The sequence below is a fragment of the Caulobacter sp. 10L414 genome (genome assembly GCF_056395525.1).
This window is the reverse complement of the sequence record NZ_JBFTJR010000039.1, coordinates 1-15329: the sequence shown is the minus strand read 5'-3', so window position 1 is coordinate 15329 and position 15329 is coordinate 1. Positions and strand designations below refer to the sequence as shown.

Annotated in this window: 14 protein-coding genes and 1 pseudogene; 6 read left to right on the top strand and 9 right to left on the bottom strand. The window is 70.2% G+C overall.

Features of this window, described 5'->3' with window-relative positions; genetic code table 11:
- Positions 1 to 9: 9 nt before the first annotated feature.
- The 5 genes from AC1DCG_RS16010 to AC1DCG_RS15990 all read right to left on the bottom strand — a co-directional run bounded on the left by AC1DCG_RS16010 (position 10) and on the right by AC1DCG_RS15990 (position 4570).
- Positions 10 to 621, bottom strand: a complete 612-nt coding sequence (locus AC1DCG_RS16010; protein WP_477028893.1) for a response regulator transcription factor — start codon at positions 619 to 621, stop codon at positions 10 to 12.
- The gene (locus tag AC1DCG_RS16005) at positions 618 to 1940 is read right to left on the bottom strand and encodes an MFS transporter (protein ID WP_477028892.1); all 1323 of its coding nucleotides are present in this window, start codon (positions 1938 to 1940) and stop codon (positions 618 to 620) included. The genes AC1DCG_RS16010 and AC1DCG_RS16005 overlap by 4 nt, the downstream gene beginning before the upstream one ends.
- Positions 1928 to 3532: a PAS domain-containing sensor histidine kinase gene (locus tag AC1DCG_RS16000; RefSeq protein ID WP_477028891.1), complete on the bottom strand. Its 1605-nt coding sequence runs from the start codon at positions 3530 to 3532 to the stop codon at positions 1928 to 1930. The genes AC1DCG_RS16005 and AC1DCG_RS16000 overlap by 13 nt, the downstream gene beginning before the upstream one ends.
- A gap of 106 nt (positions 3533 to 3638) precedes the next feature.
- Positions 3639 to 4010, bottom strand: a complete 372-nt coding sequence (locus AC1DCG_RS15995) for a response regulator transcription factor (protein WP_165258011.1) — start codon at positions 4008 to 4010, stop codon at positions 3639 to 3641.
- 98 nt (positions 4011 to 4108) lie between these two features.
- A complete protein-coding gene (locus tag AC1DCG_RS15990; RefSeq protein WP_058348359.1) occupies positions 4109 to 4570 on the bottom strand; it encodes an Lrp/AsnC ligand binding domain-containing protein in 462 nt (153 codons plus the stop codon).
- A 460-nt stretch (positions 4571 to 5030) separates the two neighbouring features.
- On the opposite strand from AC1DCG_RS15990, the gene putA reads away from it, so the two are divergent.
- From putA to AC1DCG_RS15965, 5 genes are all read left to right on the top strand, one after another.
- Complete coding sequence (gene putA / locus AC1DCG_RS15985; protein WP_477028890.1) at positions 5031 to 8120, top strand: bifunctional proline dehydrogenase/L-glutamate gamma-semialdehyde dehydrogenase PutA; 3090 nt, start codon at positions 5031 to 5033, stop codon at positions 8118 to 8120.
- 36 nt (positions 8121 to 8156) lie between these two features.
- Positions 8157 to 8414: an antitoxin gene (locus AC1DCG_RS15980; RefSeq protein WP_477028889.1), complete on the top strand. Its 258-nt coding sequence runs from the start codon at positions 8157 to 8159 to the stop codon at positions 8412 to 8414.
- Positions 8411 to 8692, top strand: coding sequence for a type II toxin-antitoxin system RelE/ParE family toxin (locus AC1DCG_RS15975; protein WP_477028888.1), 282 nt, complete (start codon positions 8411 to 8413; stop codon positions 8690 to 8692). Before AC1DCG_RS15980 ends, AC1DCG_RS15975 begins: the two co-directional genes overlap by 4 nt.
- Positions 8693 to 8748: 56 nt before the next feature.
- Positions 8749 to 10137 carry an alpha/beta hydrolase family protein gene (locus AC1DCG_RS15970; RefSeq protein WP_477028887.1) on the top strand — a complete coding sequence of 463 codons (1389 nt, stop codon included), beginning with the start codon at positions 8749 to 8751 and terminating at the stop codon, positions 10135 to 10137.
- A gap of 85 nt (positions 10138 to 10222) precedes the next feature.
- Positions 10223 to 11554 (top strand): glycoside hydrolase 5 family protein, encoded by a 1332-nt coding sequence (locus tag AC1DCG_RS15965; protein WP_165258021.1) that lies wholly within the window; start codon positions 10223 to 10225, stop codon positions 11552 to 11554.
- Here the strand turns inward: AC1DCG_RS15965 and AC1DCG_RS15960 are convergent.
- The 4 genes from AC1DCG_RS15960 to AC1DCG_RS15945 form a co-directional block, all read right to left on the bottom strand.
- The gene (locus tag AC1DCG_RS15960; protein WP_477028886.1) at positions 11551 to 11913 is read right to left on the bottom strand and encodes a hypothetical protein; all 363 of its coding nucleotides are present in this window, start codon (positions 11911 to 11913) and stop codon (positions 11551 to 11553) included. The genes AC1DCG_RS15965 and AC1DCG_RS15960 overlap by 4 nt on opposite strands.
- Before the next feature lie 125 nt (positions 11914 to 12038).
- A complete protein-coding gene (gene cydX / locus AC1DCG_RS15955) occupies positions 12039 to 12158 on the bottom strand; it encodes a cytochrome bd-I oxidase subunit CydX (RefSeq protein WP_109100022.1) in 120 nt (39 codons plus the stop codon).
- Between the two features lie 19 nt (positions 12159 to 12177).
- Positions 12178 to 13320: a cytochrome d ubiquinol oxidase subunit II gene (gene cydB, locus AC1DCG_RS15950; protein WP_477036954.1), complete on the bottom strand. Its 1143-nt coding sequence runs from the start codon at positions 13318 to 13320 to the stop codon at positions 12178 to 12180.
- 13 nt (positions 13321 to 13333) lie between these two features.
- Positions 13334 to 14902: a cytochrome ubiquinol oxidase subunit I gene (locus tag AC1DCG_RS15945; RefSeq protein WP_477028884.1), complete on the bottom strand. Its 1569-nt coding sequence runs from the start codon at positions 14900 to 14902 to the stop codon at positions 13334 to 13336.
- 124 nt (positions 14903 to 15026) lie between these two features.
- Between AC1DCG_RS15945 and AC1DCG_RS15940 the strand changes: the two are divergent.
- Positions 15027 to 15329, top strand: a pseudogene (locus tag AC1DCG_RS15940) (thiol reductant ABC exporter subunit CydD); the annotation flags it as partial.

Genomic DNA, 15329 nt, shown 5'->3' with positions numbered 1-15329 from the left:
AACCCCAGTCTAGCCCAGCCCCAGGGCGTCGGCCATCCGCACCAGATCGGCGAAGGTGCGGGCCGCCATCTTCCGCATCACCGAGCCGCGATGGATCTTCACCGTCACCTCGCTCAGCGACAGGTCGTGGGCGATCTGCTTGTTCATGCGGCCGGTCGTGGCCAGGGCCATGATCTGGCGCTCGCGCGGGCTGAGGCTGGCATAGGCCGCGCGCAGGGCCACCACGTCGGCGTCCCCGGCGCGGCGGGCGGCGTCGCGTTCGAGGGCGGTGTTGACCGCGTCCAGCATGTCCTGCTCGCGGAACGGCTTGGCCAGGAAGTCGACGGCCCCGGCCTTCATGGCCTGCACGCTCATCGGGATGTCGCCGTGGCCGGTCATCAGCACCACCGGCAGGCGCACGCCCAGGGCTTCCAGGCGGGCCTGGAAGTCGAGCCCGCTGAGGCCCGGCAGCCGCACGTCCAGCACCAGGCAGCCCGGCGTGTCGCCGACATCGGCCTCGATGAACTGCTGGGCCGATCCGTAGCCGCGCGCGTCCAGCCCCACCGAGCGGAACAGGCTCTCCAGCCCGCCGCGCAGCGAGGCGTCGTCGTCGATGACGTGGACGGCGGGCAGTCGGCTCATGCGGCCTCCCCGCCCTCGGCCGCCAGGTCCAGCCGGGCGCGGACAGCGGCGTGGACCTCGGCGGTCAGGCCATGGCCGCGCACGACGAAGGCGGCGATCAGCCCCACGACCAGCGGCGCCCAGATGGCCAGGGCTGCGATGGCGGCCAGGGCGGCCGGCGGCTGCACGGCGGCCTTGGCCTGGAAGCCGGCCGCGCCGAGCACGGCGAAGGCCGCCGCCGGCCCGATCACCGCGCCCAGCTTGTTGGAGTTGGCGAACAGGGCCGACAGCAGGCCGGTGTGGTCGACGCCGGTCCGCAGTCGTTCCTCGTCGCCGACATCGGCCAGCATCGAGCGCACCAGCACCGGCCCGGCCGACAGGGTGGCCCCGAACAGCAGCATCAGCGCCGCGCCCGCCGGCAGCGGGCCGAAGGGCGCCAGATGGACCACCGCCAGCAGGGCCGCATAGGCCAGGAAGGCGATCATGGCGGCCTTGTGCTTGCCCAGCGCCCCGCCCAGCCGGCTCCACAGCCACACGCCCGCCAGCGATCCGGCGTTGGTGGCGAACAGCAGCACCGCCGCCTGCGCGGTCGACAGGCCCCGTCCGGCCCCGAAATAGAAGAAGAACATCGCCCCGTTGGTGGCGACCGCCATGCCGATCAGCAGGTCAACGGCCAGCAGCCGCGCGACGCTTGGACGAACCAGCAGCTTCAGATAGGCGGCCAGGGCGACCTTGGGGCGCGGCCCCGACGGCGGCTCGGGCGCCAGCATCAGGGCCAGGATCACGCCCAGGGGTGCGGCGACCAGGATGAACTTGCCCATGGCTGGCACGATGGCGGCCGCATCGCCACGCAGGCCCGGCAGCATCGGCAGGGCCGAGATCACCAGGCTGCCGACCAGATAGGCCGCCTGCCACCAACCGAAGACGCTGTTGCGCTCGGCATAGTCGCCGCTCAGCGCCACGCCCCACCCCAGCTGGGCCACGAAGCAGATCGACCATGCCGCATAAACTCCGACCAGGCTGACGACCAGCCAGGCCATGCCCGCCCCGGCAGGCGGCATGAACAGGCTCCAGACGCTGACCAGCAGCAGCGGCGTTCCCAGCGCCATCCACAGCTTGAAGCGGCCGAAGCGCGAGCGCGTGCGGTCCATGGCCGCGCCGATCAGCGGGTCGAAGCCGATGTCGAGCAGGCGGACGATGGCGAAGGCGGCGCCGACCGCGGCCACCGGCAATCCGCGCTCGCCCACATAGAAGGCCGGCAGGAAGATCAGCAGCGGCAGGCTGATCCCGGCGAAGCCGACGCTGGGCGCGGCATAGGCGGCCTTGGTCAAGATGCGCATGGATCCCCCGCGAGCCGGTCGTCGCCCCCGACGTCTCCGGCGGGGACGGTGAAGCCGACGATCGCCCCGCCGTCTTGTACGTTCCGGGCCTCGATGGACCCGCCGTGCGCCTCGACGATCGAGCGGCAGATCGACAGCCCCATGCCCATGCCCGTGGCCCTGGTGGTGAAGAAGCTGTCGAACAGATGCGGTAGGGCGGCGGCCGGGATCCCCGGTCCGGTGTCCTCGACGTCGACCCGCACCAGCTCCTCGCCCAGCGCGGCGGCGCGCAAGGTCACCTGACGCCGGACGCTGTCGGCGGCGGCCATGGCCTGCAGGGCGTTCATCGCCAGATTGACCACCACCTGCTGCAGCTGGGTGCGGTCGCCGGTCACCACGGGCAGGCCCGGCGGCAGGTCGAGCACCAGGCTAGCACCCCGCCCCTGGATCTCGTGGCCCAGGAACTGGGCGGCTTCCGCGACCAGTTCCGGGATCACGATCGGCTCGCGGCGCGGCTCGCCGCGCTGGGCCATCTGGCGGATGCGGGCGATGATGTCGGCGGCCCGGCGGGCGTCGGCGACCATCCGCGTATTGAGCACCCTGGCCTCGCCGACATCGGGCTCGGCGCGGCCCAGCCAGCGCAGCCCCGCCTCGCCGTTGGTGACGATCGCCGCCAGCGGCTGGTTGACCTCGTGGGCGATCGAGGCGGTCAGCTCGCCCAGCATCGCCACCCGCGCGGCATGAGCCAGGTCCGCCTGGGCCTTCTCCAGCGCGCGGCGGGCGGCGGCCTGCTCGGAAATGTCGATGACCCCGACCAGCACCGTGCCCCGGCCCTTGTTCTGGGTGGGCCAGGCCACGGTCAGCAGAGCCTCCAGCGGGGCCCCGTCGGCGCGCGACAGCACCGTCTCGGCGACGAAGTTGGGGCGATTGGCGATCGCCGCCATCAGGCTGGCGGCGAACACCCCGTGGCTGGCTTCGGGCCAAAACGGTCCGATCGACGCGCCGACCAGGTCCTCGCGCGCCACCCCGAACATCTCCAGGGTCTTGTCGTTGACGTCGACGACGCGGGTGCAGTCGATGGCCGCCCGGAGGAAGTCCGGGTTGGCGGCGAAATAGGCGCGCGGATCGACAGGGCCGGCGTTGAACAGGTCCTCCAGCATCCGCCGCACGCCGCTGAAGTCGAGATCCCAGAACGAGGCGGCCGTGGCGTGGAAGAGGTTGCGATAGCGGTGCTCGGTCTCCTGGGCCTCGCGAACCTCGCGCTCCAGGCCGCCCAGGTCGCGGCCGATCTCGACCACGTCGCGCACGGCCCCGTCGGCGGCGCGCCTCACCCGCCAGCGCACCTGCACCCGCAGCGCCCGGCCGTCGGCGGCGAGGCGGGCGACCTCGCCCTCCCACGCCCCATCGGCCAGCAGCCGCCGCTCGATCTCGGCGACGGTCAGCGGATGGCGGGTGCCGAGCAGGTCATGGATCGAGCGGCCGAGGGCCTCGTCGCGCGCAAAGCCGTACAGGGCCCGCGCCCCGGCGTTCCAGCCGACCACCTGTCCCCGCGCATCGCGCACGACGACGCCGTCTTCGACCATGTCGAGGATCGACGCATCGTCCCTGTCCATCCCGGTCCGCCTCCCCGCGTCCCTCGCCTCACGCCTCACGCCTCACGCCTCACGCCTCACGCCTTACTGACCGGCCCGCCGCGCGCCGGAAACCCCCGTTCGGGTGTCAACGCCCCGCCAGCGCCCTTTCCAGGCAGTCGAGCAGATCGTCGGCCGCGAACGGCTTGCGCAGCACGCACAGCGCCCCGCTCTGCGCCGCCTTGGCCAGCAGCGCCGTCTCGGTGCGCGCGGTGATGATCACGACCGGCGGCCCCATCGCCGCCGCCCGCAGCTGAAGAGCCAGGTCCACGCCGCTGAGGCCGGGCAGGCGGATGTCGGTGATCAGGCAGTCGGCCGCCTGCGCCTCGCCGGACTCCAGAAAGGCCTCTGCCGATCCGTGCCCCGTGCCGACATGGCCGATCGACCGCACCAGCGCGATCAGGGCCTCGCGCAGCGAGGTGTCGTCATCGATGATCGCGATCCGCGCGGGGCTGGCCAAGGCCTGGTCCTTCTTAGGCCCGCGACGCCCGCCGGCCCTCGCCCCTTGTTTCCACGCCCAGGCCCGGCGCGAAATCATACGGAAGTGTTAGGCCCGCGCTAAAGCGGCAGTTGCACCGTGCTCTTGACCTCTTCCAGCACCGCATAGGTGCGGGTCTCGCGCACGCCCGGCATCTTGACCAGGATGTCGCCGAGGAAGCTGCGATAGGCGTCCATGTCGCGCACCCGCGCCTTGATCAGATAGTCGAAGCCGCCGGCCACCATGTGGCACTCCAGCACCTCGGGCGCGCGGCGGATGGCGGCGGCGAAGTCCTCGAACACCTCGCCGGTCGTGCGGTCCAGCACCACCTCGACGAAGATCAGCAGCGCCCGGTCGACCTTGGCCGGATCCAGCAAGGCCGCATAGCCGGTGATGAAGCCGCGCTCGCGCAGGCGCCGCACCCGATCGAAGGTCGCCGCTGGCGACAGATTGCAGCGCTTGGCCAGCTCGGCGTTGGTGATCCGGCCGTCGGCTTGCAGCACGCGCAGGAGCCGGCGATCGGTGTCATCTAGAGCGGACATGGATTTTCGTCACTTTCAGCGAAGATAATTTTGAAAATAGCGATAACAAACAAAGCACCTTCGGAACGAAGAGGCCTACACCCTCAATCGTCCTAGCGAAGCTTCCCCCACGCCGTTCCCCCCAGTCGGCGCGCTTCGCCAAGGACCTCCCGCTCGGCGGGAAAGCTCGCCACGCATCCCCCAGCGTCGGCGACGAGCGGAAGGGACGCGCGAGTCCCCCCGAGACGCGTCCCTTCCAGTGCTCCCCTTCCCTCAGCCCGCCGGCTCCTCGTAACCTGCCGTTCGCCGACCCGCGTCCATGCGCGCCGCGACGCCCTGTCGCGGGGCTTTTCGCGCGTCTGGAGCAGACGACGTTTTTCGACGTTTACGCCGAACAGGATACGGAAGCCAGAGCCAACAAACGAAGCACCTTCGATCATAGCCGGGCTACAGCGACGATAAATCATTAGCGAGGCGCATCATGGCCGATTGGGATTCCCTGGACGACGGCAAGTACCGTGACGAGAAGGCGGTGATCGCCGACCTGCTGGCCGCGGCCCCCTTGTCCAGCGAGGATCGCGCCGCCGTCCGCGCCGAGGCCGAGGCCCTGGTGCGCGGCGCCCGCCGCTCGGTCCGCAAGCAGGGCGTGGTCGAAAGCTTCCTGCAGGAGTTCAGCCTGGGCACCCGCGAGGGCCTGGCCCTGATGTGCCTGGCCGAGGCCCTGCTGCGCACCCCCGACGACGACACCCGCGACCGCCTGATCGCCGAGAAGATCGGCTCGGCCGACTGGGCCAGCCATCTGGGCGGCTCCGACAGCCTGTTCGTCAACGCCTCGACCTGGGGCCTGATGCTGACCGGCAAGATCGTCGAGCCCGACGATGAAGCGCAGAAGGACCTGCCGGCGTTTATCAAGAAGATCGCCGGCCGCCTGGGCGAGCCGGTCATCCGCGCCGCCGTGGGCCAGGCCATCCGGATCATGGGCGAGCAGTTCGTCCTCGGCCGCACCATCGAGGCGGCCATCAAGCGCGCGGCGAACGAAGACACCATGTGCTCGTTCGACATGCTGGGCGAAGGCGCCCGCACCGCCGCCGACGCGGCCCGCTACGAGCGGTCCTACGCCGACGCCATCGAGACGGTCGGCAAGCTGTCGAACAAGGCCGGCCCCGAAGCCGGTCACGGCGTGTCGGTGAAGCTGTCGGCCCTGTGCCCGCGCTACGAGGCCACCCACGAGGATCGCGTGTGGGAGGAGCTCTATCCCCGCACCCTGCGCCTGGCCCTGATCGCCGCCAAGTACGACATCAACTTCACCATCGACGCTGAAGAGGCCGATCGCCTGGCCCTGTCGCTGAAGCTGCTCGACAAGCTGTGCCGCGAACCAGCCCTGGCTGAGTGGAAGGGCCTCGGCCTGGCCGTGCAGGCCTACCAGAAGCGCTGCGGCGAGGTGATCGCCCGGCTGAAGGCGCTGTCAGAAGAGACCGGCCGTCGCCTGATGGTGCGCCTGGTCAAGGGCGCCTATTGGGACAGCGAGATCAAGCGCGCCCAGGTCGCCGGCCGCCCGGACTATCCGGTCTACACGACCAAGCCCGCCACCGACCTGTCGTACCTGGTCAACGCCAAGGCCCTGATCGGGGCCGCGCCGCACCTCTACGCCCAGTTCGCCACCCACAACGCCCACACCCTGGCGGCCGTGGTGCGCATGGCCAAGAACGCCGGCGTCAGGATCGAGCACCAGCGCCTGCACGGCATGGGCGAGGCGCTCTACAAGGCCGCCGACGACCTCTATGACGGCATCACCCTGCGCGCCTACGCCCCCGTCGGCGGGCACGAGGACCTGCTGCCCTACCTGGTTCGCCGCCTGCTGGAGAACGGCGCCAACACCAGCTTCGTCCACGCCCTGCTCGACGAGCGCGTACCGGTCGAGAAGGTGGTCACCGACCCGATCGACGTGGTCGAGGCTCACCCCGACCGCCACGCCAAGATCCCCACCCCGATCGACGTCTATGGCGAAGACCGCAAGAACAGCGCCGGCCTGGACCTGTCGACCCGCGCCGACCGCTATCGCCTGTCGGCGGCCGTGACGGTGCTCGACGCCGCCCCGCTGCAGTCGGGCCCGCTGGTCGGCGGCAAGATGGAAGCCGGCGGCCCGCCGCTGCCGGTGGTCTCGCCGGTCGACGCCGGCCGGGTGGTCGGCGCGGTGTCGGAAGCCCAGCTGCCGCAGATCGACAAGGCCTTCAAGCTGGCCCGCGCCGCCCAACCGGCCTGGGACCAGGCCGGCGGCCCCGCCCGCGCCAAGGTGCTGCGCGCCATGGGCGACGCGCTGGAAGCCAATATCGAGCGCCTGATCGCCATCCTGTCGCGCGAAGCCGGCAAGACGCTGTCGGACGGCATCGCCGAGGTGCGCGAGGCGGTCGACTTCTGCCGCTACTACGCGGTGCTGGCCGAAAAGCAGTTCGGCGAGCCCGAGGTGCTGAAGGGTCCGGTCGGCGAGACCAACACCCTTGGCCTGGCCGGTCGCGGCGTCTTCGTCTGCATCAGCCCGTGGAACTTCCCGCTGGCCATCTTCACCGGCCAGATCGCCGCGGCCCTGGCCGCCGGCAACGCCGTGGTCGCCAAGCCGGCCGAGCAGACGCCGATCATCGCCTACGAGGCCGTGAAGCTGTATCACGCCACGGGCCTGGACCCGCGCCTGCTGGCCCTGCTGCCCGGCCGCGGCGAGACCGTCGGCGCGGCCCTGACCGCGCACGAGGGCCTGGACGGCGTGGCCTTCACCGGCGGCACCGACACGGCCTGGCGGATCAACCAGACGCTCGCGCAGCGGCAAGGCCCGATCGTGCCGTTCATCGCCGAGACCGGCGGCCTGAACGGCATGTTCGTCGACACGACGGCGCAGCGCGAACAGGTGATCGACGACGTGATCGTCTCGGCCTTCGGTTCGGCCGGCCAGCGCTGCTCGGCCCTACGCCTGCTGTTCCTGCCGCACGACACCGCCGACCACATCATCGAGGGCCTGAAGGGCGCCATGGACGCCCTGGTGGTGGCCGACCCGGCCGACGCCTCGACGGACGTCGGCCCGGTGATCGACGCCGACGCCAAGGACGCGCTGGAAAAGCACCTGGCCCGCCTCAAGCACGAGGCCAAGGTGCTGCACGCCCTGGAGACCCCGGCCGGCGGAACGTTCTTCGGTCCGGTGCTGGCCGAGATCCCGGCCGCCGACTTCCTCGAGCGCGAGGTGTTCGGCCCGATCCTGCACGTGGTCCGCTACAAGCCCGAGGACCTGGAGCAGGTGGCCGGCGCCCTGGCGGCCCGCCGCTACGGCCTGACGCTCGGCGTGCACTCGCGCATCCAGGCCTTCGCCGACGAGGTGGTGCGCCTGGTTCCGGCCGGCAACGCCTATGTCAACCGCACCATGACCGGCGCGGTGGTGGGCGTGCAGCCGTTTGGCGGCGAGGGCCTGTCGGGCACCGGCCCCAAGGCCGGCGGCCCCCACGCCCTGCTGCGCTTCGCCGTCGAGCGCGCGCTCAGCGTCAACATCACCGCCCAGGGCGGCGACCCGGCGCTGCTGAACCTCTGACTTGACGTCCCCGGCCATGGGCGAGACTCTTCGCCCATGGCCGACGGCTTCGACATCCATATCGACGAAGAGCAAGCCGCCCGGCTGACGGCTATCGCCGAGCTGCTGGGCGTCTCGCCCTCCGAGTATGCGCGATCCCTGATCGAGGCCGGTCTGGCCGACCTGCCGCCAAGGACGATCGATCCTGACCCCGCGATCGACGAGGCGATCGCCGACGCTGTGGAGGCCGGCGAGGAAGAGACGATCTCTCTAGGGGAATTCCGCGCTCATCTTCTCAGCTTCGGCCGCCGTTGACCTACAAGGTCGCGGTCACCCGTAGAGCAAGCCAGGACGCCGCCCGCCTGGACACGAGGCTCCGGTATCAGGACCCTCGCGCCGCCAACAAGCTGAGCGCCCTGATCAGCAAGGCGGCGACCAGCCTGGAAGAACACCCTCTTCGCGGCCGGACCGTCGGTCCCACCACACATGAAATCAACATCCCCTTCGGCCAAAGCGCCTACATCATGCGCTATCGGGTCAAAGGCCAGAACGTGACCATCACCCGGATCTGGCACGGCCTGGAGCAGCGGTAGACGACCGCTCGCCGGCATGCACAATCTCCGGTGCAGTTTCTCGGGGAGCCTTCGCCATGCGTTTCCTGCCGCCAGCCCTGATCGCCGCCGCGCTGCTGGCGCCCGCCGTCGCCCTCGCCCAGGTCGGGCCGATCGCCGGCGACTGGTACGGCGACCTGCAGGCCGGCCCCAACAAGCTGCCGCTGGTGTTCCACGTCCAGGCCGACGGCGCCGCCAGCGTCGACAGTCCCGCGCAGGGCGCCCTCGGGCTGAAGGCCAAGGCCGCCTTCGCCGACGGCAAGGCGATCCTGACCCTGATCCTGCCGCCCGCCACCTTCGAGGGCCAGCTTTCGGCCGACGGCAAGACGCTGGCCGGCAACTGGCTGCAGAACGGCGCCAGCCTGCCGCTGGCCATGAGCCGCACGCCGCCGGCGGTGGTTCCCGCCAACCGCCCGCAGACGCCCAAGCCGCCCTTCCCCTACCGCGCCGAGGAGGTGTCGTACGCCAATCCGGCCTCGGGCCTGAAGCTGGCCGGGACCCTGACCCTGCCGCCGGGCCAGGGCCCCTTCCCCGTCGCCGTGCTGATCACCGGCTCGGGCTCGCAGGACCGCGACGAGACCCTGTTCGAGCACAAGCCGTTCCTGGTGCTGGCCGACGCCCTGACCCGCAGGGGCGTGGCCGTCCTGCGCGTCGATGATCGCGGCGTGGGCGGCTCGGAGCGCGGCGAGCTCAAGACCGCCACCAGCCTGGACTTCGCCACCGACGTGGCGGCCGGCGTGGCCTTCCTGCGCGGCCGCAAGGACATCGACGCCGACCGCGTCGGCCTGATCGGCCATAGCGAGGGCGGACTGATCGCGCCCATCGTGGCCGCCAAGGATCCGAGGATCGCCTTCGTCGTGCTGCTGGCCGGAACGGGCGTGCCGGGAAGCGAGGTGATGAAGACCCAGTCGCGCGACATCGCCCTGGCCGGCGGCGCGCTCCCCGCCCAGGCCGAAGAGCAGGCCCGGCTGATCGGCGAGGCCAATACCGCGGCGCTGAGCGAACCGGATCTCGGCAAGGTCGGGCCGCGCGTCGTGGCCCTGCTCACGGAGAAGGGCGCGCCGCCCGCCACGGCCGAGGTCCAGGGACGGCTTCTGAGCCTGCCCTGGTACCGCGCCTTCCTGACGCTGGCGCCCGCCGACTACCTGCGTCAGGTCCGGGCCCCGGTGCTGGCCGTCAACGGCGAGAAGGACACCCAGGTCTCGGCCAGCCAGAACCTGCCGGCGATCAAGGCCGCCCTGGCAAGCAACAAGGACGTGACGATCCTGCCGCTGCCGGGCCTGAACCACCTGTTCCAGACCGCCAGGACCGGCGCGCCGAGCGAGTACATGCAGATCGAGGAGACGATCGCGCCGTCGGCCCTGGCCGCCATCGTCGACTGGACCGTGGCCCGCGCCGGCAAGCCGCCCCATCGCCACGCCGATTAACTTCATCAATTTTATTTAATCGCTGGACCGCGCCCGTCCCGCTCCGCTAACGTCCTCGCAAATCACAAGTGGGGAGACACCGGGAATGCTTTCGCGACGCGCGATCCTGGCCGCCGGCGCGGCCGGCCTGACGGCGGGTTCCGCCGCCCTTCCGACCCTGGCCGCGGCGCGCAAGGGCTTCGTGAAGGTCGAGCAAGGCCGCCTCAGCCTGGACGGCAAGCCGTATCGCTTCGTCGGCGCCAACCTCTGGTACGGCGCCTGGCTGGGCGCCCCGGCCGCCTTCGGCGACCATGCCCGCCTGACCCGTGAGCTCGACAAGTTGCAGTCGCTGGGCGTGACCAACCTGCGCGTCCTGGGCGCGGGCGAGCGTTCGCCGGCCAAGGTGGCCATGGACCCCACCTTCCGCGGCCCGGGCGAGGACTACGACCAGACCCTGCTGACGGGCCTGGACGTGCTGCTGGCCGAGATGGCCAAGCGCGGCATGAAGGCCGTCATCTACGTCAACAACTTCTGGGACTGGTCGGGCGGCATGCCGGCCTATCTGAACTGGACCGGCAATGGGACCTGGTTCCAGCAAGGCGACCCGGCCCATCCCTGGCCCGCCTTCGCCGACTATTCGGCCCGCTTCTACGCCGACGAGAAGGCCAACGCGCTCTTCCGCCATTATGTGAAGACCCTGGTCGGGCGCACCAGCACCGTCACCGGCAAGCCCTATCGCGACGATCCCACGATCATGGCCTGGCAGCTGGCCAACGAGCCCCGCCCGGCCGGCAGCGAGGAATTCGGCAAGGCCAACCGCCCCGCCTACGACGCCTGGATCGACGGCACCGCCCGCTTCATCAAGTCGATCGACGCCAACCACCTGGTTTCCAGCGGCAGCGAGGGCGACATGGGCTGCCTGGGCAGCGAGGCCTGCGTGGTCGAAAGCCACAAGACCCCGGCCATCGACTACCTGACCCTGCACGTCTGGCCCAACAACTGGAGCTGGATCTCGATGACCGACCAGCCCGCCACCTACGAGGCGGGCGCGGCCCGCTCGCGCGACTACATCCGCCGCCACATCGCCCTGGCCAAGTCGATGGGCAAGCCGCTGACCATCGAGGAGTTCGGCCTGATCCGCGACGGCCGCGCCTTCGCGCCGGGCTCGCCGGTGACCTTCCGCGACCGGTTCTACAGGATGGTGTTCGACGAGGTGGAGGCCGACATGAAGGCCGGCGGGCCGACGGCGGGCGTCAACTTCTGGGCCTGGAACGGCGAGGGCCGCGCCCAGCACGCCGACGCCTGGTTCAAGAAGGGCGACCGCTCCTATGTCGGCGATCCCCCGCAGGAGGAGCAGGGCCTGTTCGGCGTCTTCGACGCCGACGCCTCGACGCTGGCCATCATCCGCGACCATGCCAAGGCGGTGAAGGCGATCTAGCGTCCCAGCGCCCGCCGCAGCCAGGTCCAGGCGCCGCCCTTTCGGTGGTCCCTGGCGACGCTGGCCTCGAAGTCGTGGCGGGCGTCGATCGCCCGGCGCAGCACCTCGCGGTGGGCGTCGAGCATGCGGTCATAGGCCTTGAGCGTCTGCGCGGCGTCGGCCACGCGGGCCATGTCGAGGTCCAGGCCCTCCAGATAGGGCTGCGGCAGCCTGCGGATGTCGAAGTCGCGCCCGCCGCCCTCGGCCTCGTGGTCAGGCTCCAGCGCGTACCACCAGGTCAGCGCCCGGGCGCCCTTCCAGCTGTGATAGATCTTCACGCCGTCGTGGCTGAGCATCAGCTTGCGCCTGTTCACGCCCATGGAGTCTCCCGCTCTGGTCGGCCGATCAGAGCGCGGGATTCACGACGGTCTCAACCATGCCCGTAAACGAAACCACCGCCCTCGCGAAAGCGAGGACGGCGGCTTTGACGGTCAGGCGCGAAGGATCAGGGCTGGGAAGCGCCCGTGTCCCCCTCGTCGGTCAGGTTGAACTCGTACCAGACGCCGTTGAGGACGCCGAAGGCGAGGGCCAGGCCGAGGCCGAGAACCCAGGTGAAGTACCACATGATCTAGGCTCCTCTTTCTTCAGTACAGGGCCGGGTCGGTCTTCAGGGCGGCGCTGCTCGTGCGGCCCCACAGCACCCGGTAGACGAAGGCGGTGTAGGCCAGCACCACCGGCATCAGCACCACCACCACGACCAGCATGATGAACAGGGTCGTGTGGCTGGACGAGGCGTTCCAGACCAGGAAGCTGGAATGGGCGTCGACAGTGCTGGGCAGGATGAACGGGAACATCGACAGGCCGCTGGTGGCGATGATGCCCGCGGCCGAGGCCGAGGAGCCGCCGAAGGCCAGGCCTTCCTGCCGCTTCCAAAGGCCGAAGGTCGCGAAGGCCGCGCCGACGAAGCCCAGGACCGGGGCGATGGTCATCCACGGATAGCGGCCGAAGTTGTCGAACCAGGCGCCCGGCGCGGCGACGGCCGTGGCCCGCAGCGGATTGGACGGACCGGCCGGATCGACCACGCCCTCGAGCCGGAAGCCCAGGCGCATGGCCAGGAGGCCGCCCAGCGCGAACAGCACGATGCTGGCGATCCCGGCGACCAGGCCGAACTTGCGGGCGCGGTCGACGATGGGGCCCTTCTCGGCCTTCACCGCCAGCCAGGCCGAGCCGTGCAGCACCAGCATGCTGGTCGACAGCAGGCCGCAGACCAGGGTGAAGGGCGTGAACAGCTCGAAGAAGTGGCCGTGGTAGGTGCTGCGCAGATCGCTGTCGAGGTGGACCGGCACGCCCTGCAACACGTTGCCGACGGCGACGCCGAACACCAGGGCCGGCACGAAGCTGCCGACGAACAGCGACCAGTCCCAGAACGAGCGCCACTTGGCGTCCGGCCGCTTGGACCGGTACTTGAAGCCCACGGGCCGCATGATCATCGCCGACAACACCAGGAACATGGCCAGGTAGAAGCCCGAGAAGCTGGCGCCGTAGACCATCGGCCAGGCCGCGAAGATCGCCGCCCCGCCGGTGATGAACCACACCTGGTTGCCTTCCCAGGTCGAGCCGATGGTGTTGATCACCGTGCGCCGCTCGTCGTCGTTGCGGCCGATGAAGGGCAGGAGGGCGCCGACGCCCATGTCGAAGCCGTCGGTCAGGGCGAAGCCGATCAGCAGCACGCCCAGGAGGCCCCACCAGATCAGGCGAAGGGTCGGGTAGTCGAGGGGGAGTTCCATCTAGCGGTCTCCTTTAGGCGACGGCTTCGGCGACGACGGGCGCGCCGGATTCCGGGGGGAAGGCGTCCTGTTCGGCGAACGGACCCTTCTTGATGGTCTTCAGGATCAGCCCGACCTCGACCACCGCCAGGGCGCCGTAGAGCAGGGTGAAGCCGACGATGCTGGCGATCAGCTGGGGAACGCTGAGGCTGGAGGGCGCCAGGAAGGTGGGCAGAACCCCTTCCACGGCCCAGGGCTGACGCCCGACCTCGGCCAGCACCCAGCCCAGTTCGGTGGCGATCCAGGGCAGCGGGATGGCCAGCACCGCCAGGCGCAGGAACCACTTGGTCTCGTGCTTGCGCAGGGTGACCAGCACGAAGGCGGTGGCGAAGAGGGCGATCATCAAGAGGCCCGTGCCGGCCATGATGCGGAAGGCCCAGAACATCACCGGCACGTTGGGCACGGTGTCCCAGGCGGTCTTGGCGATCAGCGCCTTCGAAGCCGTGCGCGGGTCCTCGACGTGGCGCTTGAGCAGCAGGGCGTAGCCCAGGTCGCGGCGGTTGGCCTCGAAGACGCCCCGGGCGGCCAGGTCCTGCGGATCGGCTTTCAGCTTCTCCAGCGCGTCGTAGGCGACGACGCCGCGTTCGATGCGATCCTCGGCCGTGGCCACCAGTTCGAAGATGCCCTCGACCGGCTTGTCGACGCTGCGCGTGGCGATCAGGCCCAGCACGTAGGGGATCTTGATCTCGGCGTGGGTCTTGCGATCGGCCAGGCTGGGGATGCCGATGGCGGTCAGGCCGGCCGGCGCGGGCTCGGTCTCCCACATGGCCTCCAGCGCCGCCAGCTTCATCTTCTGGTTGTCGGTAAGGGCGTAGCCGCTCTCGTCGCCCAGAACGACGACCGACAGGGCCGACGCCAGGCCGAAGGCGGCTGCGACGGTCATCGAGCGCTTGGCCACGCCCGTCCACCGACCCTTGAGCAGGTAGAAGGCCGAGACGCCCAGCACGAAGACGGCGGCGATGGTGTAGCCGGCGCTGACGGTGTGCACGAACTTGGCCTGGGCCACCGGGTTGAAGATCACCGCCTTGAAGTCGGTCACCTCCATCCGCATCGTGTCGGGGTTGAAGGCCGCGCCGACCGGGTTCTGCATCCAGCCGTTGGCGACCAGGATCCAGAGCGCCGACAGGTTGGTGCCCAGGGCCACCAGGAAGGTGACCAGCAGGTGGGTCACCGGCTTCAGCTTGTCCCAGCCGAAGAACATCAGGCCCACGAAGGTGGCTTCCAGGAAGAAGGCCATCAGGCCCTCGATGGCCAGCGGGGCGCCGAAGATGTCGCCCACATAGTGCGAGTAGTACGACCAGTTCATGCCGAACTGGAATTCCATGGTCAGGCCGGTGGCCACGCCCAGGACGAAGTTGATGCCGAACAGCGCGCCCCAGAACTTGGTGACCGTGCGCCAGATCGGGCGCTTGGTCATGACGTAGACCGCCTCCATGATGAACAGCATGAAGGACAGCCCCAGCGTCAGGGGCACGAAAAGGAAGTGGTACAGGGCCGTGAGGGCGAACTGCAGGCGGGATAAATCGACGACGGCGGGATCCATGCGTAGCTCCGGTGTCGGACGGCGATCGGTCGCGCCGCACGAGCATCTCGCCTTAGGCGTGTTTCCGATAGGGGTCTTTGATGCGGATCAAGGCCTTCCCACAATGAGACGCTAAAGCCTGGCCATGCCCGTTCGGACCCCCGTCGAGACCGAGATCCTCACGCTCGCGCGCCCGTGGCTGCGAAGCTTGAACAGGACAACCTCCGCGTTCAGCCGCGCCGCCTCGGCGTGGCGTCTGGCCGACGTCGTCGGGGCCGCCGGTTTCGCCGCCGGCCTGGCCTTCGGGGTCGACGCCCTGACCCGCAGCCTGACCGAGGCCCTGCCCTTCCTGGCCCTGGCGCTGGTCTCGGCCCTGGCCCGCGGCGCCCTGGCGGCCAAGGCCACTCGCGCCGGAGCGCAAGCGGCCGCCCGAGCCAAGGCCCACGCC